This is a genomic window from Massiliimalia timonensis (assembly GCF_900186585.1).
GTDB lineage: Bacteria > Bacillota > Clostridia > Oscillospirales > Ruminococcaceae > Massiliimalia > Massiliimalia timonensis.
The window spans coordinates 1-26,500 of record NZ_FYDD01000003.1 but is presented as its reverse complement, the minus strand read 5'-3'; the positions used below and the strand labels follow the sequence as shown (position 1 = coordinate 26,500).

The 26,500-nt window shown below is 42.5% G+C and carries 24 protein-coding genes, 1 tRNA gene and 1 rRNA gene; all 26 read right to left on the bottom strand.

Annotation, left to right across the window (positions count from 1 at the left end):
- Position 1 precedes the first annotated feature (1 nt).
- The 26 genes from CIB36_RS02070 to rrf all read right to left on the bottom strand — a co-directional run bounded on the left by CIB36_RS02070 (position 2) and on the right by rrf (position 26,366).
- On the bottom strand, positions 2-805 hold the full coding sequence (locus CIB36_RS02070) for a DUF3801 domain-containing protein (protein WP_093987968.1): 804 nt from the start codon (positions 803-805) through the stop codon (positions 2-4).
- Positions 780-2,057, bottom strand: a complete 1,278-nt coding sequence (locus CIB36_RS02065) for a relaxase/mobilization nuclease domain-containing protein (protein ID WP_229408166.1) — start codon at positions 2,055-2,057, stop codon at positions 780-782. Before CIB36_RS02065 ends, CIB36_RS02070 begins: the two co-directional genes overlap by 26 nt.
- 162 nt (positions 2,058-2,219) lie before the next feature.
- On the bottom strand, positions 2,220-2,549 hold the full coding sequence (locus tag CIB36_RS02060) for a plasmid mobilization protein (RefSeq protein WP_093987966.1): 330 nt from the start codon (positions 2,547-2,549) through the stop codon (positions 2,220-2,222).
- 155 nt (positions 2,550-2,704) lie between these two features.
- The gene (locus CIB36_RS02055) at positions 2,705-3,118 is read right to left on the bottom strand and encodes a helix-turn-helix domain-containing protein (RefSeq protein ID WP_093987965.1); all 414 of its coding nucleotides are present in this window, start codon (positions 3,116-3,118) and stop codon (positions 2,705-2,707) included.
- A gap of 82 nt (positions 3,119-3,200) precedes the next feature.
- The gene (locus tag CIB36_RS02050; protein ID WP_093987964.1) at positions 3,201-3,926 is read right to left on the bottom strand and encodes a DUF6036 family nucleotidyltransferase; all 726 of its coding nucleotides are present in this window, start codon (positions 3,924-3,926) and stop codon (positions 3,201-3,203) included.
- Positions 3,916-4,503, bottom strand: coding sequence for a helix-turn-helix domain-containing protein (locus CIB36_RS02045; RefSeq protein WP_093987963.1), 588 nt, complete (start codon positions 4,501-4,503; stop codon positions 3,916-3,918). Before CIB36_RS02045 ends, CIB36_RS02050 begins: the two co-directional genes overlap by 11 nt.
- Before the next feature lie 89 nt (positions 4,504-4,592).
- A complete protein-coding gene (locus CIB36_RS02040; RefSeq protein ID WP_093987962.1) occupies positions 4,593-5,549 on the bottom strand; it encodes a DUF3991 and TOPRIM domain-containing protein in 957 nt (318 codons plus the stop codon).
- Between the two features lie 131 nt (positions 5,550-5,680).
- Positions 5,681-6,010, bottom strand: coding sequence for a hypothetical protein (locus tag CIB36_RS02035; RefSeq protein WP_093987961.1), 330 nt, complete (start codon positions 6,008-6,010; stop codon positions 5,681-5,683).
- Positions 6,011-6,082: 72 nt separating this feature from the next.
- Positions 6,083-6,418, bottom strand: a complete 336-nt coding sequence (locus CIB36_RS02030) for a DUF3848 domain-containing protein (RefSeq protein ID WP_093987960.1) — start codon at positions 6,416-6,418, stop codon at positions 6,083-6,085.
- 18 nt (positions 6,419-6,436) lie between these two features.
- On the bottom strand, positions 6,437-14,548 hold the full coding sequence (locus CIB36_RS02025) for an SNF2-related protein (protein WP_456085488.1): 8,112 nt from the start codon (positions 14,546-14,548) through the stop codon (positions 6,437-6,439).
- A gap of 11 nt (positions 14,549-14,559) precedes the next feature.
- Positions 14,560-15,102: a hypothetical protein gene (locus tag CIB36_RS02015; RefSeq protein ID WP_093987958.1), complete on the bottom strand. Its 543-nt coding sequence runs from the start codon at positions 15,100-15,102 to the stop codon at positions 14,560-14,562.
- Positions 15,099-15,293, bottom strand: coding sequence for a DpnD/PcfM family protein (locus CIB36_RS02010; RefSeq protein WP_093987957.1), 195 nt, complete (start codon positions 15,291-15,293; stop codon positions 15,099-15,101). The genes CIB36_RS02015 and CIB36_RS02010 overlap by 4 nt, the downstream gene beginning before the upstream one ends.
- 6 nt (positions 15,294-15,299) lie before the next feature.
- On the bottom strand, positions 15,300-16,262 hold the full coding sequence (locus tag CIB36_RS02005) for a hypothetical protein (RefSeq protein WP_093987956.1): 963 nt from the start codon (positions 16,260-16,262) through the stop codon (positions 15,300-15,302).
- A complete protein-coding gene (locus CIB36_RS02000; RefSeq protein WP_093987955.1) occupies positions 16,263-16,907 on the bottom strand; it encodes a DUF7007 domain-containing protein in 645 nt (214 codons plus the stop codon). It abuts the gene before it with no gap.
- A 41-nt stretch (positions 16,908-16,948) separates the two neighbouring features.
- Entirely contained in the window at positions 16,949-17,551 is a 603-nt protein-coding gene (locus tag CIB36_RS01995; RefSeq protein WP_093987954.1) for a hypothetical protein, read from the bottom strand.
- Positions 17,541-17,858, bottom strand: a complete 318-nt coding sequence (locus CIB36_RS01990; protein ID WP_093987953.1) for a hypothetical protein — start codon at positions 17,856-17,858, stop codon at positions 17,541-17,543. Before CIB36_RS01990 ends, CIB36_RS01995 begins: the two co-directional genes overlap by 11 nt.
- Complete coding sequence (locus CIB36_RS01985) at positions 17,839-18,099, bottom strand: hypothetical protein (protein ID WP_093987952.1); 261 nt, start codon at positions 18,097-18,099, stop codon at positions 17,839-17,841. The genes CIB36_RS01990 and CIB36_RS01985 overlap by 20 nt, the downstream gene beginning before the upstream one ends.
- The gene (locus CIB36_RS01980) at positions 18,092-18,340 is read right to left on the bottom strand and encodes a hypothetical protein (RefSeq protein WP_093988941.1); all 249 of its coding nucleotides are present in this window, start codon (positions 18,338-18,340) and stop codon (positions 18,092-18,094) included. The genes CIB36_RS01985 and CIB36_RS01980 overlap by 8 nt, the downstream gene beginning before the upstream one ends.
- A 78-nt stretch (positions 18,341-18,418) precedes the next feature.
- Positions 18,419-18,511 carry an LPXTG cell wall anchor domain-containing protein gene (locus CIB36_RS13210; RefSeq protein WP_158662548.1) on the bottom strand — a complete coding sequence of 31 codons (93 nt, stop codon included), beginning with the start codon at positions 18,509-18,511 and terminating at the stop codon, positions 18,419-18,421.
- A complete protein-coding gene (locus tag CIB36_RS01975) occupies positions 18,502-22,731 on the bottom strand; it encodes a SpaA isopeptide-forming pilin-related protein (protein ID WP_093987951.1) in 4,230 nt (1,409 codons plus the stop codon). Before CIB36_RS01975 ends, CIB36_RS13210 begins: the two co-directional genes overlap by 10 nt.
- Positions 22,732-22,809: 78 nt before the next feature.
- Positions 22,810-23,538, bottom strand: coding sequence for a hypothetical protein (locus CIB36_RS01970; RefSeq protein ID WP_093987950.1), 729 nt, complete (start codon positions 23,536-23,538; stop codon positions 22,810-22,812).
- A 185-nt stretch (positions 23,539-23,723) separates the two neighbouring features.
- Positions 23,724-24,677 (bottom strand): ParB/RepB/Spo0J family partition protein, encoded by a 954-nt coding sequence (locus CIB36_RS01965; protein WP_093987949.1) that lies wholly within the window; start codon positions 24,675-24,677, stop codon positions 23,724-23,726.
- Positions 24,634-25,452, bottom strand: coding sequence for a ParA family protein (locus CIB36_RS01960; protein WP_093987948.1), 819 nt, complete (start codon positions 25,450-25,452; stop codon positions 24,634-24,636). Before CIB36_RS01960 ends, CIB36_RS01965 begins: the two co-directional genes overlap by 44 nt.
- Positions 25,453-25,577: 125 nt before the next feature.
- Entirely contained in the window at positions 25,578-25,754 is a 177-nt protein-coding gene (locus CIB36_RS13390; RefSeq protein ID WP_203226420.1) for a hypothetical protein, read from the bottom strand.
- A 277-nt stretch (positions 25,755-26,031) separates the two neighbouring features.
- Positions 26,032-26,107: transfer RNA gene (locus CIB36_RS01955), tRNA-Asn, on the bottom strand.
- A 142-nt stretch (positions 26,108-26,249) separates the two neighbouring features.
- Positions 26,250-26,366: ribosomal RNA gene (gene rrf, locus CIB36_RS01950) — 5S ribosomal RNA — on the bottom strand.
- Positions 26,367-26,500: the final 134 nt, after the last annotated feature.

The following is a 26,500-nucleotide window of genomic DNA, read 5'->3' as shown; positions in this document are numbered from 1 at the left end:
TTTACCTCCCTCTTGTCTTTGGTTTCTTCTTAGGTTTTGGCTGCTTGTGTGTAATAGTTTGTTGGTACGATTTGTTCTGTGAAACGGACTTTTCTTCCGCTTTCAATGTTCCTTCTTTCTGCTTCTGAGCCACTGTAATTTCCCTCAATTCCTCACGGACAGACGGTTTTACCGGCTCAAAAGAACCCGTCTTGTTTGTAGGCTCGGAGATATTCGCGGACGGATGGGCTTTTCCCGCCGCTTCTCCAAAAAGATTCTCTTTTTCTGCCTGCCCTTTTTCCTTTTGTATCGGGCTTCCCAGCATTTCGTCTAATAGTTGATCCTCTGCACTCTTTTCTGTAGCAGACTGCTCCTTTCCCGTTTGTTCATTCGGTGCTTTTCCTGCCTGCTGTTTTTTCTTGATTTCTTCTACCTCATTTGTGATAGAAGCACTCTTTACCGCCGATATATTGAATTTTTCTACAATACGGTTGGCACGCACCGCGTCATCTTCAAACACCATAATATCTACTGATTTATCTTCTTTTTTTACGGGAATCGGGGAATATTTGATTCCATACTTTTTAGCTTGCTTGGCAAAATTCGGACAATCATCTTTTTTTACTGTATAGATAGCGGTCTGTTTCCCTTCTCTAATCATACTGTCCAGCCGCGCTTTTCCTCGTGTCCGTTTCTGATCCTTTAATACTGCATAAAGCATAGCCGCAATATTTTTAGCTGCCGCACCAGTAATTTTCAATGCAACTTCTGCCCCTTCAAATCCAAACCGCACGATTTGTTCAGCCGCGTCCCCTGAATTGTTCATCTTTTTCTCTCTCCTTTCTCTGGTTTTCCGCGTCCTCACGGATCGTCTTAAATTTTTCCTTTATTTGTTCAGAGCGCACTATAATATCTTTGCATAATTTCACCTGATACCTTAACTTTTTTAGTTCTGCATTAAAAGCTGAAATTTTTTCTTTCACCTCCATCTTTATTTCCCCATCTTGTACAGTATTTTTGCTGCGTAATACTTTGTATAGCTGTTTTCGCTGGCTGGTAATTTCGTCAATTTCTGATTCTGTTTTACTTTGAAAATCCAAAAGCTGTTCAGGTGTATCAATCCTATGCTTGACCAACAATCTTGCTTCATCGGAAAGTTCTTTTGCACGAATTAAATCCTCGCGGAAAAGAATAGGTACTGAACGTTTTTTAAGCGGTCGTTTCTTTGGAAATATTCCTAATAAATAACAGTAGTGAAAATATAACGCTCGAAAGCCTGTTACTTTTCTTATCTTCTTAAAACTGCCTCTCAGTGTATATTTTTGGGGGCGTGATACATAGCTTGAAACAGATAATTTTAAAAAACGCTGGGACAGAATCCTTCTCCGAATTTCTCCGATAGAATATTCCTCTCCAAGATTCCGGGCCAAGCGGAAAAACCTCTCTTTTCCTAATGGGCGCACAGAAATATCCCGACCTATTTTGATTTCATATCCCATTTCCTTTAAAAAATGAAAAAATTGTTTTTCCGTTTTGGAACGTCGAATGGCGCTGTCCATATCAGCTCTAATAATTCCTCGCCATGTTGGGCGAGAATCCTGTTCAGCTTTCCACTCTCCATAATGCTTTGATTTGCCGCGCTGGGGATTTTCAATGACAGACAGCCCATATTCCCGGCACAACCGATCTGATTCCTTCTGCATATCGTAATAGTCTTTTTCTGTGCGGTGATACCGTTTCCCGTCTTTGAACGAAACAGTATTGACAACAAAATGATTATGGATATGGCTTTCCTGATCTAAATGTGTAGCGACGATTACCTGATAACCGTTGCCCCATAACTTTTGGGCAAGCTTCAATCCAATTTCATGCGCTGTCTGAGGATTGACCTCTCCCGGCGCAAAGGATTGATAGCCATGATAAGCAACTACTCCGTTTTCCTTTCCAAAACGTCTTTTTACTGCTATCATCTCATCACGGGCAGTAGAAGCCGAGCAATTAACGCCTGAAACAAAACGTTGTATGACTGAAACATTTTCATCATCAGTATCTATCTTTGTCGTTTTTCCCTGCTGCACTGCATAGTCTATCACGTCATCAAGTCCCTGTCTTTCCTGTTCTGATAAATCCTTTCGGGGATAGAAGTTGGGATTTAATGTTTTCTCTGGATTCTCTGCATAGATCAACAGCTTTCCCAGCCAGCCTTTTACGCTCCAGATAGAAGTCGTTGCCATAAGATTTCACTTTGCAGAACGCGGCAAAATCACTGCCCTTGTAATGTCTTGTACCAGTTTCTCGAATTGTCTTACCGCTTTATCATATCTTTGCACGTCGATCACGTTCAGCACATGGGCTTTCTGTGCGACTTGGTTAAGGTTGTTTCCCACCCGGTATAACTCTTTCATAAAATCAAAATATTCAGAGGGTGGTGCTTCCTGCGGAACAAGCCCGCTTATTAGATGGCGTAAATATACTTCCTGAGATAACCCGGTCTTTTTGACACGTTTCATAAACGCCTGATATTCTTTGTTATCCAGCCGTACCTGCACACGGCAGTTTCGTTTCCTCATTCTTATCATCTCACTTTCATTCACAGGGGTTTTAGGGGATTTCCCCTAACAAGCTGCCTTTGGTCACCCAAAGGCGATGCTTGCTGGTACACATACATTCCATTCCCGTTCCGGGAATATTTTACCAGCGAAAAAATATATCAATCTGCCTATTATTAACGGTAGTGATAACGCCAGTGATCGTATTCTTCGTAGCAGATTCCTCCGGCTTCTAAGAGTTCCCTCTGATGCTGCCATAGAGTTATCGGCTCACAAATTTCTTCAATATAGTTACCCGGCTGTGGATACAGGACAACTCCAAATTCGTCCTCCAGTGCAAACAATAGATAACACAATTCTGTACTGTTCTTGATACTTGGAACCTCAAGTACCATAGGTGAAACATTAAATACATTCGCTAAAGAAACGATCACATCATGTTTCGGCTTCCTTGTACCGGTTTCATATTGTGCAATCCGTACATCGGCGCTCTTTTCGGGAAAGCCTGCCGCCATTCCGAGCGCCTTTTGCGTCATACCATTTAAAATCCGAAAATATCGGATTCTTTTTCCGGTATTTAATATGTCCATCGTCTTTTTCCTCCAGTTTATAAATTTTCTGAGCAATAAAAAAGAGCGTTCTTTTTAGAACGCTCTTTACAATAGAAAAGCACTATTTATCCAAATCTCTCTGCTTTCGTGCTTTTAGGTTTTTCAAAATCTCCCCTATGTTATCCTCCTTTGCCACACCAGGATAGTCCTTTTCAAATTCAATCAATGTTTCTTTGCTGTTTTTTTCTTCTTCCCGATATAATCGGTATAATTCTTCCAAACGCCCGCTTTCCATGATTTCCTTTATCAACGGAAACGCTGTTTTGGGAAAATGATCCCAGCCGCCATATAGATTGCAAACAGCCGTTTCAATCTGTTGTAAGGTAAACGGGCTGCCCCGTTCCTTCTGTTCCCGCAGGATTCCTACAATATCAGAAATATCATTTTTATATTGCCTGCTCGACATCAATTTCATGGCAATCAAATACTCGCCGGAAATAGTCCGTACAGTTAGAACGTTGGAAAAAGTTTTATAATACACCGAATATTCAGCTAGTTTGGGCGTATAGGATTTCGTCCGGGTAAAATCGGAATTGAGCCACCCCGCCGGAAGCCCTAACCGATCACCCACTCGATTGATTGCTTCTTTCATTGCCGATGACGCCCGTATCATAGCGTCCACATCATAGGTCATATCCCGGAACCCATAATTAGCAAGAACGGACGCGCCTCCAATCAGTGTAATTTCTGCTGGCATGGCTGTCCCGTTCAAACGGCGAAATTCTTTTCCAAGTTCCCGCAGGCAACGGTCAAGATTTTCTTTAGTAAATGAAATCTTAGATGACATTTCGCACCTCGTTTTCTACAATGTTATGACGCATAAACTCCGGGATCGCTGTTTTTTGGCTTTCCTCTAGCGATTGTTGGTTTCTCATCGCTGCCGCCGAAAGCACAAGGCTTGCGGGATAAATAGCATTTTTTAATTTACAGTTACGAATATCGCTATATTTTGTACATAAAGGCACGCCATTTTCACGTGAAAGATAGTCCACCATCGCCAAAAGGTAAAGAGCTTCAGGATACCACTGTTTATTATACAGGCGGCGAATCTCATCGCTTTCCAGCGTATCAATCAAAAAATCAATATCGCCCTTATCTTTCACAGCATGGCAAACATTGCTTTTAAATACTTCAAAAGAAGCCCTATGTTCCATATGCTCATCTTCCTTCATTCTTTCTTCAAGCAAACTTTCCATTGATACCTCTAACGCCTTGGCGATCCGGTACAGAGTATCTCCGGCACATTTTTCAATCCGTGCTTTGCCGCTGCAAATATCCATAATCGTTGTTTGTGCTACTCCGCTTTCTTTTGACAAACGGTACTTTGACATTCCTTTTTGAGAAAGTAATTCATTGATCTCCATTTTGTATTCCTCCACTATCATTATATCGGTTGACCGAACTATTGTCAATATCGTTCCCGGAACAGCAGAAGATATTCGTTGCCAGAAAATCAACGCTCTGCCCTTTCCTGATTTTTTTGAATAGATTTTTTCAACCGAGCACAAAGGTAATCGTTATAGTCTTTCCCATGCGGCGGCGGACGGTTGATTACTGTTATTCCTTCCGGCATAACAGTACAAATTGTCTTTGCTGCCAGTCTGCCCGGTTTATCATTATCCAGATGTAGCATGACTGAATTGATATGCGGATAGTCCTCTAAGTATTGTGTAAGAGCTGCCGGAAGCTTGCTTTCCGCAATCTCTTTTTTGGGCTGGTATATCCCGGAAAGGGATAGCAAATTGGCCCTTCGCCAATTCATTCCCTCCATTTGAAGAAGTGTTGCATAAGACATTAAATCTATCGCGGATTCAAAAAGATGTACTCTTTTACTTTCAGGATTAACAGGAAATGCAAAGGAATACTTCTTATTGCTTCCTGCAACATCGCCTTTAAAATCAGTTGCAATTCCTCTCTGGCAGGCAAAGCGTTCTTTTCCATTCTTATCAAAGCCGACAAATACGACGTTATGATGTGGATAGCTTTCATATATCCGTCCGGTATGGAAACAAAAATCAACGATCTCCGAGGAAATCCCCCGGCACTCTAAATAAGAAACTGCATAGGTAGCATACCGGTAGGCTTTTGGCAGGCAAAATGGTTTTGGCTCTTGCTTTGAATAGCTTACCAAGACCGGCTTTTGTGTTTTCACATGATCTATCAGGATTTCCATTGCTTGCAGAAATGTATATCCGTTTACTTTAATCAGATAATCCAAAGCGGATTTTCCTCCGATCCCCTGTGAAAACCAGCACCACTTCCCATTAGAAATCCGCAGGCTGTCATGGGCTTTTGTACAGTACACATTTCCCGATACATGCACAAGTTCCTCCGGTTCATAGTTTTGCAGGTAGGTCAACAAATCTATCTTTTTCACGTCTGCCACTGTTTCACGGCTATAAAACGACATAAATAGCACCCCAATACATATCCGTAGATTAGCCTTTTTAAATAGCTGAATATGTAATGGTATTTGCTTTCCTATGTAAAAAGCCGGTTGGTAAATACCAACCGGCTTTTCTTTATTTTATCAGGATATTTTTAACCTCCGTACAGCACAATTCGATTTTGTTCCAGCAATCTATTCATTTCGTCATTGGAAATACTTGCTATAGAAGGTACCTTTTCATTCTTGGCTGCGAAGATAACCGTCCACGAATCATCTTCCCCTTGCATGAACTTAATGCTCTCAATTTCTCCGGGTAATTCCAAATCTCGATTAAATTCTTCTGTCATGGTAACAGCCAGAAAAGAGATTGCCCTTCCGTGCTCTGCTTTGTATTCAATCGCCCCTTTAAGCTGTCCTGATTCAACCTCCGCGTCACCGCTACGATGTGTCATTGACCGGATCATACTTGCTGTAACTTCCATATAGGATTCTCCTTTATTTTCTTCTTTCACATTATACGATAAAAGGAAGAAAAAAACAATGGTAGGCTTCTTCTACCGTTCCGGTTGTTTTCTGTCCTTTTGGGCTTGTATTTTCTGATTCGCTGCGCTTTCAATCGTATTCCAAATATCTTCCATGTATTCATTAACCCGGTTGTCGTACTCCTTATAAACAAGAGAAAGCGGACGGGCATATTTTAACAACGCTCTCGCCTGAGAATCTTCCAATTCGTTGTTTTCCAATGATGCTAAAATGTCCTCTCTCACAGCGTATTCATAAGCATGTTCCAAAATTTCTTCCGGCTGCATTGTAAGCAGCTTTTCCCTATACTTCTCTTGTTCGGCAAACATTTTTTCATACAGCTTCGCATTTAATTCTTCATTTGTCATTCCGGTATTGCCTCCTTTTTATCTTGCCATACTCATCACATTTCTTTTCTCCGGTTCTTCTGCTTCATCTGGGACATCATCAATCAGCGCCTTGTCCTTTTCATCAAGTCTTAACTTAACAATTATTTCATTCAATCGCTTTGTTTTTTCTTCCAGTTCCTTTTCTTTCGGGAATGGTATCGCCATTTCTTCCTGAGCATTTTTTAGCTGCACTTTTATATCCTCCAGCTCTGCTTTATCTGCCTCTAATGTACCAGATATGTTAGCAATCGCATTGTCTAACCGGGTAATATTTCCGAAAATATCCTCTCCTAAAGGTACTGTATAGGACATAGCTCCTTTTATCTTAATTTTATATTGGTTCATGATACCGTAATAAAACAAGGTGAGGGAAAAGCCCCGGTATGTCCCTAATGTAATCTCGTTTGTTTCTGTCATTTGAGCACAGGCTTGTATAATTGCCTTTCCCGCCTTTTCCTTCTCTGTATAATATTCTCCCATAATTTCCATTCCTGCAAATCCGTTTTCTGGCTTCGGATTTTCTGCTGCTAGCTGCATATCCCTCTCATATCCTTTGATATATTCTGTTAAAGCAGTAATTTGTTTCGGGTAACTGTTTACTACCAATTCTTCTAATTCATATTGTTGATTCATATAGCTGGCTTTCAATAATTTCAGCCTGCTAATTTCCATATCCAAATTGCTTTTCTCAATAATCAAAGGATTTCCAGTAGCAAGAGCCTTAATTTCAGCATAATTAAGGACTGAATCATCAATATCCTCCGCAACACGGACAGGCGTTTTACTGGTCATGATCTGAGCTACGAATTTCTGTTTATTTTCTATAAGCTGATAAAGGTAAGCGTCGAAAGTCCCTTCTGTGACATAACGGTAAACCTCAACCTCTGGATTTTCATTTCCTTGACGAACCAAACGTCCCAATCGCTGTTGCAGATCGGAAGGACGCCACGGGCAGTCCAAATCATGATTAGCAATCAGCTTATCCTGCATATTGGTTCCCGCACCCATTTTCTGAGTGCTTCCCATAAGGACCCGTACCTTTCCTAAACGCACCTTTGCAAACAGCTTTTCTCTTTGAACATCAGAGTTAGCATCATGAATAAAAGCGATTTCTTCTTCCGGGATTCCTAGTGTGACCAATTTTTGCTTTAGATCATCATATACGTTAAACATTCCATCATTCTTCGGAGTAGACAGGTCGCAAAAAACAAGCTGTGTGCTTCGCTGCTTTTCTGTTTCCTTCCAGATATGGAATACTTTTTGAGCACAAACGGCTATCTTCCCATTTGGATCATCAGGGGCTAAAGGATTGACAAGCCGCATATCCAACGCCAGTTTTCTTCCGTCATTGGTAATTTTCAGCATGTTATCTATTCTTGGGTCTATGCCTCCTTTGTGAATTTCTTCAGCCCGTTCCGCTAATCCTTTCACCATTTCTTTCTGAAGCTCAGAAGGCTTCAAAACTGAAACATGAAAATTGGCTTTGGGGACAGGAAGATTCAGCATATCCGCAGTCTGTATGTCCGCAACCAGTTTAAATACAGACATTAGTTCAGGAAGGTTATAAAACCTTGCAAATCTCGTTCTCATTTGCAGTCCGGTTCCAGTGGTATTTAACTCCATTGCTATGACTGTTTCTCCGGAATTTGCCGCCCAATCGTCAAAATGAATCAGTCTTAATTCTTTTAAACCTTCATACTGCAAATACTTTTGCAGCGAATACAGCTCTACCATTGAATTAGAGATCGGTGTACCTGTTGCAAAAATAGTCCCATGGTTATTTGTGATCTCGTCAAGATACCTGATCTTCATAAAAAGATCTGAGCACTTCTGCGCTTCTGACTGGGCAATTCCCCTGACATTCCGCATTTTAGTAACAAAAAACAAATTTTTATAATAATGGCTTTCATCGACAAAAAGACGGTCTACCCCTAGCTGTTCAAAGGTAACAATATTATCCTTTCTGCTGGTATCATTCAGCTTTTTCAGCTTTGCACGCAGTTTTTTTTTGGTCTTTTCCATTTGTTTAACGGTATATCGTTCTGCTTTAGCTGCCTTAGCGTTCTCAATTCCCTGAGTGATTTCAAAAAGCTGGGAACGCAGAAAAGCAGTCTGTCTTTCTATCGACATTGGTATTTTTTCAAACTGGCTGTGGCCAATAATTACCGCGTCATAATCTCCGGTAGCGATACGGCTGCAAAATTTTTTCCGGTTCTTAGTTTCAAAATCCTTTTTGGTTGCCACTAAAATCTTAGAAGCCGGATAAAGCCGGAGCCATTCAGAAGCCCACTGCTTAGTTATGTGGTTTGGAACAACGACCATTGATTTTGTACACAACCCCAGACGTTTCATCTCCATACTAGCCGCAATCATTTCAAAGGTTTTTCCCGCGCCTACTTCATGGGCAAGCAGGGTGTTTCCGCCATACATAATATGGGCTATCGCATTGATCTGGTGGGGACGCAAAGCAATATCCGGGGCCATACCGGAAAATGTGATATGCTCCCCGTTATATTCACGCGGCCTGATACTATTATATCTCTCGTTGTATATCCTACACAGCATATTACGCCGGTCAATATCCTTCCAAATCCAATCCTTGAACTTTTGTTTTATCAATTCCTGCTTATCTTGCGCTATCGCTGTTTCCCTCTTATTTAGCACCGCCTTTCTGTTTCCGTTTTCATCTTCGATATAGTCAAAAATCAGAACATCTTTTTGATTTAGGGTCTGCTCCAAAATCTGATAGGCATTAAGCCGGTCTGTTCCATAGGTTTTGTTAGCCTTGACGTTACCCCGGTCTGTGCTTTTCCCTGTAATATTCCATTGGCTGCTATGCTCAGAACGCAGGATTTTGATATATCTTTTTGATTGAATTGAGGTGTCCAGCAATTCATACATAAACTGCTGATAGATTTCAAGCGGTATCCAGTTTACACTAATACGCACGCTAATATCCCCGGCAGCTAAATCTTTTGGCTGTACAGTTTCCAGCGCCTCGGTATTGGTTTTTATTCTTGCCTTCTTTTCGGCTGGTAATACTTCCCACAGTGCTTTTGCCATTCGCAGCTTTTGTCGGACATTGCCAGACAAATATTCATCGCTTGTGACTAAAGGATAACGGTTTAAATCTAAAAAAGGCGCGGCTATCTCGGCTGCTGTTTCAGGACAGTCAATATCCCGAAAAATTACCCCGGAAAGTTCTGTTTCCAGTTCTTCCGGGGTTTTGCCTGATAATTCTGACATGTATTCTATATCAACTTTTGCTTTTTCAGAAATAGATACCGCAAGGGCTTCGCTCGCAGTGTCTACATGCGATACAGGAATATGCGGGCGAATCGTGCGTTTTGAAAAAATATCTGCTTTTCGTTTAAAATTTCCTTCTTTGTCTAGGACTTCCAAAGAACAAAGAAGATAATACCCAGAGTCCTCGGAAAAAGCCATATCATTCCCTCTGCCGCTGATTAGCCCGTACTTTTTAACAAACTCATCATAAAGATTACTAAGTTTCTGTTGTTCCTTTTTTATTTCATCGTCCGGGTAATTTTCCGTTTGCATAAAAATCAAGCTATAAACACAGTCCCGCAGAGCGATCATGCCACGGATTCGATTTTCTGCTGTAACCGAGCCTTTATATGGATACATGCGGGAGTTGTTTCTGAAATAAACCGTACCGTCTGCAATGGTATAGCTAAAGTTTTTAACATCTGGAACTGCTGGAATAGAGTCATCAATTTCTTCCACATCTTCTATTTCATAGGGTGTGATCTCCGCTTTAAGGCGGCTGACCGCTTCTTTTAACTGTTCTGAAAAATCAGCCTCCTGAACAGGGGAACAAACAAGCTGCGGCCCAAATGGGCCGGACTTGATTTCCAGATTTCCTAAAACCATTTCCGGGTGTTCCTTGTAATACCGATTCAGCGTTATCTTTTGATGGCGGCTTTCTCCTTCACTGTTTATAAAATCGTTCTCGTGAATTACATCAACATTGACCCATTCCGGGGCTTCTACCTCCATACTGCGCTGGCGTTCTAACTTTTGTAAGAATAGAATATCAGTTGTTAAATCTGCGCCGGCATTTCTGGAAAAAGTATTATTCGGCAAACGGACTGCGCCGATCAGGTCACAGCGTTGAGCAATATATTCCCGCACTTTCCGGTCCTGCTTATCAAATGTTCCGCCTCCTATTCCATTAGAAGTTATAAGAGCCAAAACACCACCCGGACGCACCTTATCAATAGTCTTTGCAAAAAAATAATCGTGAATTAAAAAGTTGAATTTATCATATTGTTTGTCCAGTACCTTAAAATCTCCAAAAGGTACATTTCCAACCACAACGTCAAAAAAGCTGTCCGGCATTTCTACAGTTTCAAACCCATTCACCGAAATACTGCTGTTTTGATAAAGCTGTCCTGCAATCCTTCCACTGATAGAATCAAGTTCAACGCCGTAAAACTTGCTTTCCCTCATGCTTTCCGGCAGCATGCCCATAAAATTTCCTATTCCGCAGCATGGCTCCAAAATGTTTCCCTCTGCAAAACCCATTTGTTCCAATGCCTGATAAATTCCCCGGATCACAGCCGGGGGAGTATAGAAAGCGGTTAAACTGCTTTCCCGCGCCGCTTCATATTCTTCCTCGTTCAAAAAAGATTTTAACTCCTGATACTTACTATGGCGTTCATCAAAACAATCAGACAATCCACCCCAGCCAACATACCGTGACAAAATTTCCTGCTCCTCCGGTGTTGCAAGACGATCCTCTGCTTCAATTTTTTTCAGACAGTGAATGGCTTTTACGTTAGCTTCAAATTTTTCTCCCCTAGAGCCAGTGCCTAGATCATCGTTTGTAATCTGAAAATCGTATCGCTGTTCCTTTGGAATTTCTGAGTGTATCGTGTTAAATGTGATGTGCTGACGATATGGTTTCGGCGGTACAAGCCGTATAATTTCCTGTTCTTCCTTTGGTGATCCTTCCTGTTCTTCTATTTCATCTGCTGTCTGTGGTTCATGGAAGCCGCTTTCTTCAATAAGCTGCTCAGGAATTGCTGATAAATTTTCTAAATGGTCTGATTCCACTAATATTACCGGTTCAGTTTCTTTTTTACTGCGGTATTCCGGTATAGCTGCGGAACCGGCATGTTCCTTTTTCTCCGCAAAAAGGGTAAATGTTCCCTGACGGAACGCAGAAATATTCTCAAATATCCTTTGCCGCATGGAATACAGACGATTGTCCTGTGCAGTAGCTTTCCATACCGGAACCATCATTCGATAAATTTCTTCTACATGTGCAGGATCGTCAAGCTGTTCCTCTATCAGCTTGACCGCTCCCCAAAACTCTGTTTCATAAGGATAGGGGCGAGGTTGTCCCTGCGGGACATTCTCAAAGAATGTCCGAATATTTCTCGCAATCTGTTGTTTTTCGTATTGCGGCATAACAGCGCGGTCATGATCAGATAAAAATTGATTATGCGAAATCAAAAAGTCGATACGTTTTTCAACTTCATGCCATTTTAATTCTGCCTTAGCATAAGGAGCCATAATCCTTCCATGACTGAAATATACTCCCTTATTCTGATACATCACATCATCATTACCGCCGCTAAATCCCGAATATTCCCCGTGAAGGTTTTTCAAAAATTTCTCTCGTTCCTTACGGTCATTGTGGTTCCGATAAAAAGAGTAAACTGCCAGTCTATAATCACTATTGTTTTTACTGCCACGCAAAAGATTATCTATCTCATCATCTGAGATAAAGAAACGCCTTTGCGGGAAATTCTCTTCCGCAGTGAATCTAAGCGGCTCACGCTGTAAATCCTGAAGCTTATGAAGTATTTTTTTCGGCTGATGGTAATGAAACCGCATAATATTTCTGTCTTTTTCATAAGCGGACAAAAACTCCATACACTCCCCGGTTAAATTCTTTACCTGTTCTGTCTGTTCCAGTAATAATTTGATCTTTTCGCTCATATCCGAAAAGTCAGTTCTGGTTTCATAAACAGTACAGAGGGTAGGAAAAAATTGTCCTGTCTTATCGCTGTCAATATCCCGATATAAAAACAAAAGTTGTTCTGCTATATTTTTTCGTTCAAAATCCTCAGCCTGCTCCAGTTCGCTCTGCGGCATATACCGTCCCATGTCCAGTAATTCCCGGATTCGCTTTGCCGCTTGTTCCCAAGTAATAAGCGTACCCGCTTGACGGGCAGAACTTCCGTAAGCAATACGAATCCCGTCCTCGTTATACCAAATTGATATTTTACGGTCATTGAAATAAAATCCCGCACCGTTTTCTCCATAATGTTTTTTTAAAAAGTAAGCATTATCCGTCAATGGCTTATCTTTCATAAAATATGCACAAATCGTCAACCGGCTCTGTATTTCATTTGATCCAAGGCAAAGGGATTCATCTATAATCTGCTGAGGAAGTGGAAAACTAAAATGTTGTTCTCCGTCGTTTGCTTCCAAAGATTTATTGTTTTCTGCAACAAAATCAAACAGCGACATCTGCTGTACAGCTTGATTTTTTAGTTTTCCTACATCTGTTTCAATCAGATATTCCTTTTTTTCTATCAGATTTCCAGTCCATTCTGCAACAATATCCCAAGAAAATACTGATTCATGTGTCCGTGAAAGATAGCTGCCTTTCCATATCAACAGCCCGTTATCCTGCGGCTTATAGCCTACCCTTACTCCGTCCGCTATTATCTCAGTATATCTATCCTGATACGCAGATTTTATATATCCTGCTCGTTCTTCCGGTTTTGAATGAGCAGAAAAGAACAACACTATTTGATGTTTCTTATATTTTAAATCATCATCTTTATTTGCGATTACAGCCATAATCAGTTTTTCATCTAAAAAAGCAGGCAGCTCGCCGCCGCCTGCTTTTTCCTCTGCTTCTTTGTTTAGCTGTAAATCAGTTCGCTCAGAATAATCTCCTCCGCTGAGTGACGGATATTGTTCATCAGTCCTGCCCACTTCACGGGGGCGTTCGCTTTCAATTCCTCTGTTATTCCTTCTGATTCGCTCATTTGTTTCATCATCAATTTCAATCGGTTCGCCGCCGTCCGTTCGATCTCCGCTAAATGGGTATTCAGTGTTCCCGTGGTTAGCAGATTCGTGTAAGTGATTTTCCTGTGTTCCTTGAGAAATTCCAGCCTCAGCAACGCGTATTTTCCGATCTGTCCCTCCGTTTCCTGCGGCGGAAGCAGATTCGGTAGGTTGAACTCGCCCTGCCTGCTGTATGTGATTCCGTTCATTGTCAACGCTCCTTTCCGGTTCTTTTCCTTTCACACCTCCAGCATACAGTGTTTTTAATGTATCTGCAAATGTGCGATTTTCTTTTTTAGCCTGTCTTTCCAAACTCAATACAGTCCGGGCAATTTCCGACAAACACATTTGAGCAATACTGCTGGTTGCAGTTCCTAAAGCGTTGATTGTTTCCGGGGTATTAAAATTCAGAATATCCCGAAAATCATCGTTGTCAAAATACGGTTCTGGATTCATACCGCACCGAACTAACAGCATATATCCGATACTGTTTTGCACTAAATTTTTATAAATCAGCGCAATATTAAGTTCATCGAGTTCCTCTAAAAAGCTGTCCTTTGTTAAGCCGAGCAATTCAGAGGTATAATCCGGGATATTATCCTCAGCCGCATTTTTCGCTGCCGAAAATAACGCCTGCGTAAAATTAGATCGTTTGTCTAAATCCCCAAAGCTGTTTCCCAGAGTTTCAATTACTTCCAATTCATATTCCGAACGCATAGTCCAAAGCGGAACCGGTCTGGAGATGTTTGTTTCATGCGTATCAGAAATATCAAAATAATATTTTAAACGTGTCCCTTTTGCATAGGACCGGTCAAATACAGCAATTCCTTTCGCGCCACTGTTCACCCATCGTCCAAACCGCTGATTCCAGCCATATTTTCCGTTAATTGGAAGATCGGCGGCAGCGTCCGGGCGCTGGGCAAAAATGAGAAGCTGTTCATCAAAAGGAAGCCGGTAATTACGGCAGGCGGCAGTTAAAAATTTGCACCATTCTTCTATATCCGCCAATTTATGCTGTGCGTCCCGGTATATCTCGGTAAGCGTTTTATATTCTGTTGCCATTTGCCTCCCTCCTATCTTACTTTCACGGTAGTTTGTTGGCGGGGAATAGGAAACCCGTAGACCTGAGCGATCTCATCGCCAAGCCTGCGGGTTATTCTCGTTATATCTGCACGGGTCACTTTCCCCCGGTATATTTTCTCTTTTAGCAGGTCAATCTGTGATTCTCGTACATTCTCTTTGTACGCACGGTATAAATAGCAGTTTACCCCGTCATGATGGATCGCGTCGCACCGAAAATCGCCCAGCCGGTCTACATACCATGTAGAATAATCTGTATCCGAGCATAGGCAGTCCCGAATATTGCCGCTTTCAATCTCTTGATAGCCTATTACCCGCCCATTCCAAAGCCCTAAATCCCCAATAACCAAAATAGGGGTGGAAAGTTGAAGGTCTAAATTAAGCCGTTCATCATCTAGGTATCTATCATTGATTTCATACATCAATTCAAACCGTTCTTCTTCAGACAAATCCGGGTATTCAGCTTCCAGATCGTCTTTCCAGTCCTTATAGTCTAAATTGTAATTACTCCAAATAACGTGCCTGTCCTCTTTCATCGCGCTTCACCCCGGTCTTTCTGCTGTCGGTGGGCGGCTTCAGCATTAAGATCGGAAATCTCGCTGTCCTTCCAGAAAACATTGCCGTTATAGTATTCCTGCCGCGCTTTTTCCTGTGCTTCTGTTTCATTTCGGGCTTCTACATCGACTCCGCCATAGTTTATCTCTGTAATGGTCACATGGTATTTCATAACTACTCACCTTTCATACTCCCTATTTTTCTTTTTTGCCGGTTTGATAAGCTTTCCGTTCTCATCATAGTTTTTCGGGTCGGCGGCGGGCGTCTGCCAGCCAAATACGGAACCAGCCAGCATAGCGGCCTCCTGCGCCTTGGTAACGCCGATGGTATTATTTGCAAAATCCGCCGCTTTCCGGGCATTTTTCCCGACAATTTCCATTTCGGAAGGAATATAGCCCATTTCACCCTTTTGAATAATAATCCGTTCTCCGGTAGACGGAAGCGTGCTGTAACACCATTCCGGCAAAGACGAGCGCATGGGGATTACCTGATTCCCGCTCATCTCCATCCTTTCGGCAAACTGGCAGATGTGGTAAAGACTGCTCCAACTATTGCCGATTTCCACATGGCACTCGTCAATATACCGACATGTTTGAATCTGGCTTTCTCCGTCCGGGCGGGTGATTTTGATTTTCTCTCCGTCTTGAATCCGAAATAATTCTTTGTAGTCTGAGTTAATAAAGCGAATTCCATTCCGGGCTTTTTCCATGTGGAAATCCAAATACTCTTTGACGTAGCAAAACACATAGAAATTGTAATCATCTGCCATCGGGTTACAGCGTATCAGGAAGCTGTGCCGCCCTTTGTCGATACGGAATCCGTATTCCTCGCAGTAGTTTCCCTGAAAGGCGCTGTCCGGGTTTTCCTTGCAGAAAAGCCGCATGAAATTGCGGCTTCCAAACAGACCGCCGCCCACATCTTCAAAACGCAGGGCGTTGATGACCTTATCAAATTCATCGTCAAAATCATCGGAACGGAATTTCTTGATATAATCCTCCCATGTGGTATAAAACTCCGTGCCGCTTTTTCCAAAATCACCGCGCAAGCGCCCGATACTTCCGGTCTGTCCTTCGATCTGGCTGCTCTGTTGATATATATACAGCCTCTCCTCCGGCTTCATGGGTCTTATATCTAATTTCATTTATCGCTCGCGCTCCTTATTGTTTTTCTTTTTGGTTGGTATAACGTTACTTCCTTTGGAAAGCTGCTTTTCTCGTTTCCGCCAGTAATCGGGATAATATCGCCTAATACTGTCATCAATCATACTGCTATATTCTCCAGCGTTATAGTATTCATTGACCGGCGCTTGATAAATTCCCCGATCCATTAACTCCCTAATTGCAACCGTTGCCGCACAATCTTCCTCAAAGCAAATATATCCATTCTCTTGAAATCCACAGGCTGCCGCCTCCTTAGAAAATATTTTTTTTGCTATACTGGCCTCTGCCATAATTCCCCCATGGCTCGGCGTACTTACAGAGAATATACCGGGAGATAATTCGCAGCACTCACTGATCTCTCCCCACGGGGTAAACTCAGGTTCATTGCCTTGTTTCTGTTGTTTTTTTCGTTCCATTCTTTCCAGCGCATTGGTCGCTCGGCTGAGTAAATCCCTTTTTGCACTTAACATGCTTCCTGTATAACGTCCATTATAATATTTGCCATTGATATGTTCCCACGTTACATACATATTCGGTATAGAGGAACTAACACCAAGTACAAATCCTGAACCTCCAATGTAAATTGAATCTATTATGATATATCCCTCATTCATTTGAATTTCCAATTCATCAGCTCCTTCAATCTAATCAATATCAAATATTATTTTTACCGTTCCAAATCTGCTTTTCTCCGCGACAAGGCTTCTAACCGTTCCTTTGCCCATTGCGGCAATTTTTCCGGCTCCATAGTCCCCATAATATCCATGCGCTCATATCGGTTCACTTTGCCCGTATATAAATCAGCACAAACACAAGCAGAACCTCGGCTATTAGGATATGCGCCGAAACCGCCTTTACATAGCTTCAACTGGCAAGTGGCCCGGCGGTATTCCCGATGCAGAACCTCCGGCCTAATAACAATTACCTTATTGTGTAAATCGTCACTATGGGAAATCGGCGGACAGTCCGACGGTGTGATAATATGGTCGCTGATTCCCTCCGCTTTCATTTTGTTCAGTTCTGCCTGCATACTATGTGCTTGTTCCGCGATCCGCCTGCCAAACAATTCTGCTATCTCCGGAAAGTCGTTGCTGCACATGACATCAGAATATAAATCAAACAGTGCATTATTTTGGCAAAAGGCGCACATATATTCTGCGCCGGTCGTATCTTGTGGGTTTTCACCTAGCACAATCTCTTTATCCCCTATATGTACTGCCTGAAAAATCTCATAGTCACCCGCCATACGTTTTCCTGTTTTACCGCTCATCTCTATCTCCCCTTTTATTTATCCGAGCTTCCTGATACTGCTGTAATTCATGTGTGCAAGGGACATACAGCTTACCATTTTCCAAGCATTGAAAAATATCACATTCCTTATCTGTAGCAGCCACATAAAAATCTTGATAGGCGTATGCCGCTTTTCTGCTCCCTTTTCCATAATAATCATCATCAAAGAATCCTAATTCCAAATCTGATTTCAGCCTTCTAGTAACAGTAAAAAAGTCCTCTTTTTTGTTGAATTGCCGAACCGGTATAAAATGATAACTCATATATTCAAATGCTTGTTTTTCCATATATCAAATTTCTCCATTTCCTTAAGAGATTATTTTTTATCATTTCTATGTCCTCTAAAGACATATCCTCTCCGATAAGATAATCAACCGTTTCCCGCCATTCGTTCAGTGGACAGACAGAATTATCTAAAAGGATCAGATCAGCCAGTGCCGCTTGATTATTTACGGGATTCAAACGCAGATCGGAAATATAGCAGTCTTGTTTTTGAGCCAGTGTGTCCAAAATATGTGGTCTAATCATCTCCCCACCCGCTTTCTTCTTTTACTTCTCGTAAAAGACCCTCTACCAATTTCCCCGCTCGTATCGTATTTTTCTCTGCCAGCACCTTATTCTGCACATATAAAACCGCACGGATATTTGGAACTGTAATACCGGGGATTTCTACCATTTCCTCCGGTGTGATCGTGAGAATCCGCACTGGAGAATAACCTGCCTGTGCGAACACCCGAAATATTCTTTGTTCAAACCTCTCTCTTTTCATTTTCATTACACTCCTTGATATATAATTGAGGGTTATGTAAAAGGGGGCGGCGTTTTTGCCGCTCCCTTCTTAGAAAAGTTATTTATTCTTTCTATTTCTCATGTACAGGAACACAAGCCCCGCCACAATAAAAAGAACAAGGCCGATAGCAACGATAGTTTTTAATTCCATGATTCATCTTCCTCTTTCTTTGATTTCTTTTTCAAGGCAGCGATTCCTATTGCAATCAAGCTTATGGAAGAAACACCCATCAGAGTGATCCAAAGCCACGGTTTGCTGTCATCTCCAGTTTTCGGCGTATCCCGCAGTTCATTGTGCATTTTGGCTACTGTGGTTTTTTCTGAATGGATTGTTACCACCTTATCCGCAGGCAGCACATATCTGGCGCTCGCCTCATTAGATACTTCCGAAACGGTATAATCACCCACTCGCAGTTCTACATGGATTTCACCCTGTTCGTCGGTTATAAAGGTCTTGTCGTATCCATTCGCACCAGTAATACGGAACGTAAAGCCCTCTAATTTTCCATCGCTGGACGTTTTTTCAATCCGCAGGGAACCAGTCTGTGCCGCATTGACAAAGCCTTTTCCTGCCTCGTTTTCCACATCATAAATCTTTTCGTTTTCTGTAATTTCAATATAGTAAGCATTTTCATCAAGCTGAAAACCTTCCGGTGCTCTGGATTCTTTAACAAACACACCGCCGTACTCGACATGTGCCATTTCATAAATACCGGTGCTGGATTCTTCCATTTCTCCAAGAATTTCATCGCTTTCGTCCAACTTCTGATTGCCATTGGAATCACGATACACTTCAAATTCCGCGCCGGTCAATTTAGTACCGGGGTAGTCCTTGTCTATCTTTGTCAAACGGAGATTTCCATAAACACGTTGGTTCTCAATGGTGATTTCTACTATTGTCCCGTCCTTATCAATCGAAACAGGGAATATCTCATCTGAAAGGACGAACCCGGTTACGCTCCGTACCTCTTTTAACAGCCAATTCCCATAAGGTACGCCCTCAAAAGAAAATGCGCCGTCCTCCGCAGATTCGGCGGTCAACAACGCATTTTCGGCAGTAAATTCAGTTTCATCTTCTCGGAACAGTCCGATTACAGCGCCTTCAAGTCCCGTACCATTCTCATCGGTTTTCCTGCCTTCGATTTTTCCGCGAATGAGTTTGTTCTCGATTGCTTCGCCGTTGTTAGCTTTGATTTCTACAACCGGCACAGAAGGCCCCTCATATTCAAAAACAATCGGGAATGTTTCACCGTTCAAAATATAATGGTCGTCCGCAGATAGTTCTTTCAAGTAGAAATGCCCGAAAGGAATATCGGTTTTACACTCGGAACTGCTGGTTTCATTCAGGGAAAGAATTTCAATCAGCCCGTCTTTAGGAATCTCTGTTCCATCTGCTGCCGTAATATCTTCTCCCGCAAATAAACCAAAAGTGACCGCCGTTACCTCATCATTCATGCCGATCTGGAATTTCTTGTCCTGCTCCAGCACCTTATCAAGCGTTACCCGAACCTTTTGACGCTGATTATACAATGCGGCATGAGTTTCGGTAATCTCTACCTCCTGACCGCCATAGGTTAATTCCACAATTTGCGGTTCCGCACCAGTATCTACCGTACCTGACGGAAACTCTGCCTCGCGAATTTTAAATTTTCCAAGATACAACGGTTTGCTCTGTGCGGTTCCGTCCGCCCCGGTGGTAATAGTATCCACAATTTCACCTGCGGAATAGCGGAGCGTACCGTCAAGAGTATAGACATCTTCTGCTGCAATAATTTCAAAGGCCGCTCCGGGAAGTCCCTGAACCTCATATACCGGCTGATAAATCCCTTCGCTCTCTGTTACGGAAGCGAATACCTCGCCGGTTTTGCTGATTTTGATAATTCCTTTTTGGGCTGTGTTTTCCTTAACGACTTCGATCACAGTAATCCCGCTTTCCTCGCTGGAATTTTCCTGTGTTACATCAAAATACAGCGGCTCGCTGTTCAGGACATAGCCATAGGGTGCCTGCACCTCAACCAAAGAATAACCGAAGCCATATGCAAGCGGTTCCGGGGTAATTAAATAACCCTCGGAATTGGTATAAAAGGTGTCAATTTCTGTAATCTCCGGGTAAGTGAATGTCTGCGTAATCAAATTTCCGTCCGGGTCATAAATCTGGAACCCCGCCCCCGCATAAGGAATTGTTTTTCCGGTTTCTGCGTCTGCCTTGACGATTTTAAGGCGGCTTTCAAAATTAGCGTTATTGATTAGGAAACGGTAAGTCTGGCTGTCCTTTGCAATATATACATCAAAATCGTCGATCAGCTCCCGGCCTTCCCAGCCTTTTGTCTGGCGGACGGTATAAATGCCATAGGGCAGATCCTTCGACTGGCAGAATCCATTCTCATCACAGGTAAGATAATCGCGCTCACTTTCCTTTGCCGATTCATAGCTTCCTGCCGATTTTAGAAACACCTCAAATTCCGCGCCTTCCTCCGGTGTTTCAATTTGCGTGTCCCCATTATTTGTGTGCTTGATAATAGCGATATTGCCTTTGATAATCTGTTCGTTTACATCAAGGGCGGTATCATTCAGTTCAATGGTATAAAGCTCCGGCTCTGCTCCTACATGATAAATAGTAGAATCCAAAAGATAGCCCTCGCTGGGATTGATTTCACGGATACTCCAATCATCATCACAAATATAATAGGAAGTGGTGAACTGTCCTTTTTCGTCTGTGGTATAGCTGTCAATTAGAGTATTTCCTTTATAAATCCCATAGGTGGCTCCGGCAAGGGAAGCCCCGCCTTGTGCCGTTCCAGCTTCAGAATCCGACTTCGTAACAGTAACCCGGAACTTTTTAAGGACGTTATGGACGCTCTTATTTGTTACCTTGTTCCATTCAATCGCTGTTTTCTGTGTTTCCGGCACTACATATTGAATTCCTGTATCTATTTCTTCGAGCGTATAATTCGTCCCGATCAATACGTCCTCAAATTTTGCTATGCCTGAATCATCAGATACAGCATATTCGTCCACCGCCAAACCAGAAAGTGATGTACCGGTTAGATGGAATTTTACACCCTCTACCAGACCGTCCTCACTTGTCTTGGTTACTTTCAAATCGCCGCGTTTCAGGGTATTGTTAAAATGTACGGCAACAGTTTGTCCGCTAACGATAGTTACTCGTTGAGTGGCCTGCGGCTCATATTTATTTTCCGTCTGTTCCGTCACCGTATAGATTCCGGGGTTTAAATCCGAAATGTTGATCTCCCCTTTGGAATCAGTAGTTTTGGTAGCGGCATACCCTTCTCCGGTAATGTTAAAGGATATACCTTCTACTTTATCATCTTCTGCAATTTTGATTAACTTCATATTTCCGGTTTTGATTTCCAGATTCATATACCCGGAAATTGGATCAGACACACTTACCCCATATGTCACAGTATCTTGGCTGTTCCCATCTCCATCAGTCCAAACAACTATACCGCTTCGTTTACTGTTGATTTTATCAGCCCTAATGGAAATTGGCCCTTTTACAGCCTTTTCAGAAGTAATGTTCAGCTTATTCCCATTTACAGAAAACTTTAACCCTGCGGTGCTGCTGGAAAATGTATAATCAGACAGGACATTATTTTTATCAGTTAATGTAACAGAATATTTTTTCCCGTCCCATTTTAATTCATAAGTACCGGCACTACCAGAACTTCGTGCAAAAAAGCTAGGCAGCATAGTATGTTTCTTTACTTGACTTTCAATTTTAGAATACGCGCTGAAAATTTCACTTCGTATCGGGTTATTCGGGAGAATATATTCCTTAACGTTGTTTTTTCCTTGTGCATTTGCATTGACATGATTAAACTGGCTGTCACGCTCTCCTACGATTGTTTCCCATATAAGAAGCTGGGTTGCAATATATCCGGCAAGTTCCTTGGCATGAGCCGGTATCGTACTGTTCCAGCTTACATTTGCATTCCCTTGCTGTCCATACTGCAAAATTCGCCCAATGTATGCTTTGATAACTGTAGGGGAAATCGTTGGATTTCTGTCTGAGGGGTAGTTATCCCAGTAATCTTCACCCCGCCGTTTAAACTGATCTCCAGTGTACATACCGACCCCTAATTCAATACAGTAAATCAATCTGCCTTCAAAGCTGTCCTGAGCATGGACTGTATAGTAGTTCCCTTCATCAATAGACCAACCTCCCAAACATTTCAATGCTGGGTGTCCCCAGCCTGTTTTCTGCGGGTCGATACTTCGAGGAATATCAATCATATATGCTGTCATTTCCTCGGCTGCGGCTGATACGATATTCGTAAAATTTGTGCCTATTCCCAGCATACAAATCATCATTGCAAGGAATATGGAAAGGGGCTTTTTCAATAGCTTCATATCGTGTTACCTCCTTATTTTTGAGTATAAAAAAAGACACACCCTTTTTCGGTGTGCCTAATGTTTGTATTATGAGATTTATGCGTAGCCAATATAGATCAGGTATTCTCCACTTCCTACCTGTTCCGACCATACCCAAAAGGCAGTAAAGCCACTTGCCTTATACCAGTCAAGCCGGTCTTGTATATCCCGTTTTAAATACCGGCAATTCGCGTTCGCTGTAATGGGATCGTCCCAACAATCTGTAGCTGTGCTGTCCAATGCAAGTCCTACATTCTGGCCATAGTTCTTTGCAAGCTGTATATATTCGGAAACATGAAAAGCCGGAGCTTGCGGAGTAGATGATGGATTGCTTTCTGCTTTTGATACTGTACTTGGTTTGGAAGAAGCTGAGGGTTTCTCCGGTGCTGCTTCTGGCTTTTGCGTTTGCGGCTCTTTACTGGACGCAGCTTGCTCTTTCTGCGTTTGGGGCGTTTTACCGGCAGATTGTTTCTGCCCTGTTTGTGCCTGCTGTTTATTTTCCTGTGACGATTTGCTGGCAGTACCTGTCTGTTTTCTCTGCTCCGTTTTGCTTTCTGTAGTGCTTTCCGTTTGCTCTGAATCAAGAGTTTTTTCTGACAGTTCCGATTCACTCTCTAAAAAAGAAGATCGGGCGCTGCTCTCCGTTTCTGATCCCTCCCGATTTTCTATTCTACTGTTTTCATACCGTCCTACGCTCGTCGTATCGTCATTGAGGCCGCTTTGGCCGCCGCAGCTTGATAACAATACCAGTGCAAAAGTTATGACAGCAATCAGTCTTTTTTTCACAGCTATTCCCCCTTTCACTTACCCCCATTATATTCTTAAACAACATCTTTCTGCAAATGTACGAATCTATCTTCTTTTTTAGCTGGTTTGTTTAGCTGGCAGAGGGGGTGAGGTGCGGAGAGGGGGAGAAGCAAAAAAACTCCTTTTCTAAAAAAGAGCGCAATGCTCCCTTGTTAGTAACACGGTTATCGTTCCATACTGCGCTGACGTTTGCGGTACAATTCCAGTGCCTTAACAATGGTATCTTCAATTTTCTGCACGGGCGTCCCCGGTGCAAAATATTTGCTGATGCGCTCTTTCGGGATTTTAAACTGCTCTTTTTGGTTTGGTTTTTCTTCCTCTAAGATAGAAAAGATCACATTGCTGTCTAATCTTCCCTGCTGGGAAAACTGCCGCATTTTGATTGCCTGTACATGGGACGGGGTACAGTCCATATCCTGAATAGCCTGAAACAAATCCTCCTGTTCTTCCTTTTTTAAGTAAGATAATTCTACAGCCGGGCGGAGTGCTATTTGCAGTTTATCCTTTTCCTTTAGTACAGAATTATCCACTAATTCCAATAGCTCAGGAATAAGACTTGTTAGACGGATAAATTTGCGAACTTGTTCATAGCTTTCGCCAACTTGTTCAGCAAGAATTTCACGACTTTTCTTCCCTGACTTGTGCAACGGTGTTGCACAAGTTAAATCATTTCTTTGCCCTTGTCGTTTCATGGCCTCCAATCTCATCTTGTATGCAAAAGCGCGTTCAGAAGGCAGAATCTTTTCTCGCTGCAAGTTACTGTCTACCATCACAATCGTTGCTTCTTCATCGGTGAGATCACGGACGATACAGGGGATTTTAGAAAGTTCGGTCAATTTTGCGGCGTGCTTTCGCCTATGTCCTGCGATCATTTGGAAACCGCCCTCCGGCTTAGGCCGGACCAAAGCAGGAACTAAAACACCATGCTGCTTCACGCTTTCTATCATTTGCAGCATTTCCTCGTCCATTCTCACCTTAAACGGGTGATCTGGAAAATCGCTGATTTCATCTGGCGGCAGGTCGATTACCCGTTCCAATTTTGCTTCTTCACGAATTTCCTGTGTGGTAAACAGTTCATCTACTGAGGTCAACAGACCGGCTACGCTGTTTTTCGCCAATCTCCATCACCTCCTCTGTTAGATTCCGGTAAGCTTTCGCCGCTTTTCCTTTCGGTTCATGATAAAAAATGCTCTTATTCGCCGTACTGATCTCCGCCAGACGCACCGTAGCCGGAATCACTGTCTGCATGACAGGCAAATGCTTTCCAAAATTCTCTTTTACCGCCGCAGTAACTTCCTTTCGGAATTTTGTTTCATTCGTCATTGTTAAAAACACACCGCCAATTTTTAATTTAGGGTTGATTGCTTTTTTGACCTGCTGTACTGTGCCGACTAGCTCTGCCATATCTTCTGCCGCCAGATACTCGGCCTGTACGGGGACTAATACATAGTCTGAGGCGGACAAGGCGTTTAAAACCAGCATACCAAGAGAAGGGTTACAGTCTAGCAGCACATAGTCGTATGGTTCTTTTACGCTGTCTATATACCGTCTCAGTACCGTTTCCCGGTTTGGAATGTTCACAAGGCTGACCTCCACAGCCGAAAGGGAACGATTTGCAGGGACAAAATCAAAGCCCTCACAATGGCGCATTATTTCCCGGTGTTCCTCTTTTACTGTATTGGCTACCACATCACTCAACGCATTACTGAGCGTAACCGGCAGGTCGTGCGGGCTTCGCTGTCCCAGCATTTTGGTTAGATCGCCCTGCGGGTCAACATCTACCAGCAAAACACGTTTCTTCTTCATAGCCAATCCCGCGCCTAGGTTATATACGCTGGTACTTTTCCCTACGCCGCCTTTTTGATTGGCTACTGCGATTACTTTTGTTTTCAAACAAGCCGTGCCTCCTTTCCAATAAATTTAGCCGCCCATAAAAATGAACGGCTATGTAACAGTGCGCTTTATTTTTGAGGGATAAAAAAAGCCGTCTGCTCTTTTTTAGAGCAAACGGCTTTCCCTTAATTATGTATCTTTACTTTTTTAACAGGGGCTTTCATTGCCTTTATGAGCAGTTCATCTACCCAGTCGGTATATTCCCCTCTCTGGATTTTGGCATTACGCAGCCAGTTTAAGCTATATATGACGATCTTAAATTCATTCGGGGTCAAATACAAATATCGTTTTTCCTGTTTCATATGCCGCGCCTCCTTTACATCCCCAGTATATATTTCTTTTTCCTTTTCCGCAAATGTACGATTTCGCTTTTAAAATGGAAAGAAGCCTAACGGTATTTTTTAAATACTGTTAGGCTTCTTTCCTTTGGTCCTTGATCCGTAAAGCAACACGATCCCATCGTTTCTTCCGGTTTACAACCATATGGTTGTTTTTTCTAGCATATGAACTATTTTGCCTCATAAATGATAAGCTTTAGGATAAAAAAAGCCCGTAAACGTAGTGTTTACGGGCTTTTTCTGGCTCCCCGTGTTGGGCTCGAACCAACGACCCTGCGGTTAACAGCCGCATGCTCTACCGACTGAGCTAACGAGGAATATGGTGGGCTTGCACAAATTATGCTCACCCATTTTGTCGTTTTCCTCTAAGCTTTTTCCGGTTGTAAACGCCTTATGCGCTCTACCGACTGAGCTAAGGAGGAATAAACGACAAAAACACCTTTTCAGGTGTTCCTATCGTGACGGCGTCTATCTATTTTCCCAGGCCGTCGCCAGCCAAGTATTTTCGACGCAAGTGAGCTTAACTTCTGTGTTCGGTATGGGTACAGGTGGATCCTCACCGCCATCAACACCGTCTATTTACTTTTCAGAGGAAATGGTATCCTCAAAACCGAATAATTATGAATCTGAGAAAAAGTAGCATTCATCACTTGAGCCTCGCATAATTTGAGGTCAAGCCCTCGACCGATTAGTACTCGCTAGCTGAACGT

Bases quoted from the DNA above. Each gene is read 5' to 3' on its own strand.
- CIB36_RS01975 (WP_093987951.1), bottom strand. From the start codon at position 22,731: ATGAAGCTATTGAAAAAGCCCCTTTCCATATTCCTTGCAATGATGATT.
- CIB36_RS02045 (WP_093987963.1), bottom strand. From the start codon at position 4,503: ATGGAGATCAATGAATTACTTTCTCAAAAAGGAATGTCAAAGTACCGT.
- CIB36_RS01995 (WP_093987954.1), bottom strand. From the start codon at position 17,551: ATGAGCGGTAAAACAGGAAAACGTATGGCGGGTGACTATGAGATTTTT.
- CIB36_RS02030 (WP_093987960.1), bottom strand. From the start codon at position 6,418: ATGACAAATGAAGAATTAAATGCGAAGCTGTATGAAAAAATGTTTGCC.
- CIB36_RS02035 (WP_093987961.1), bottom strand. From the start codon at position 6,010: ATGGAAGTTACAGCAAGTATGATCCGGTCAATGACACATCGTAGCGGT.
- CIB36_RS01990 (WP_093987953.1), bottom strand. From the start codon at position 17,858: ATGGAAAAACAAGCATTTGAATATATGAGTTATCATTTTATACCGGTT.
- CIB36_RS01985 (WP_093987952.1), bottom strand. From the start codon at position 18,099: ATGATTAGACCACATATTTTGGACACACTGGCTCAAAAACAAGACTGC.
- CIB36_RS02040 (WP_093987962.1), bottom strand. From the start codon at position 5,549: ATGTCGTTTTATAGCCGTGAAACAGTGGCAGACGTGAAAAAGATAGAT.
- CIB36_RS02060 (WP_093987966.1), bottom strand. From the start codon at position 2,549: ATGAGGAAACGAAACTGCCGTGTGCAGGTACGGCTGGATAACAAAGAA.
- CIB36_RS02010 (WP_093987957.1), bottom strand. From the start codon at position 15,293: ATGAAATACCATGTGACCATTACAGAGATAAACTATGGCGGAGTCGAT.
- CIB36_RS02015 (WP_093987958.1), bottom strand. From the start codon at position 15,102: ATGAAAGAGGACAGGCACGTTATTTGGAGTAATTACAATTTAGACTAT.
- CIB36_RS02055 (WP_093987965.1), bottom strand. From the start codon at position 3,118: ATGGACATATTAAATACCGGAAAAAGAATCCGATATTTTCGGATTTTA.
- CIB36_RS02070 (WP_093987968.1), bottom strand. From the start codon at position 805: ATGAACAATTCAGGGGACGCGGCTGAACAAATCGTGCGGTTTGGATTT.
- CIB36_RS01980 (WP_093988941.1), bottom strand. From the start codon at position 18,340: ATGAAAAGAGAGAGGTTTGAACAAAGAATATTTCGGGTGTTCGCACAG.
- CIB36_RS02005 (WP_093987956.1), bottom strand. From the start codon at position 16,262: ATGAAATTAGATATAAGACCCATGAAGCCGGAGGAGAGGCTGTATATA.
- CIB36_RS13210 (WP_158662548.1), bottom strand. From the start codon at position 18,511: ATGGAATTAAAAACTATCGTTGCTATCGGCCTTGTTCTTTTTATTGTG.
- CIB36_RS02025 (WP_456085488.1), bottom strand. From the start codon at position 14,548: ATGGCAACAGAATATAAAACGCTTACCGAGATATACCGGGACGCACAG.
- CIB36_RS02050 (WP_093987964.1), bottom strand. From the start codon at position 3,926: ATGTCATCTAAGATTTCATTTACTAAAGAAAATCTTGACCGTTGCCTG.
- CIB36_RS13390 (WP_203226420.1), bottom strand. From the start codon at position 25,754: ATGAAACAGGAAAAACGATATTTGTATTTGACCCCGAATGAATTTAAG.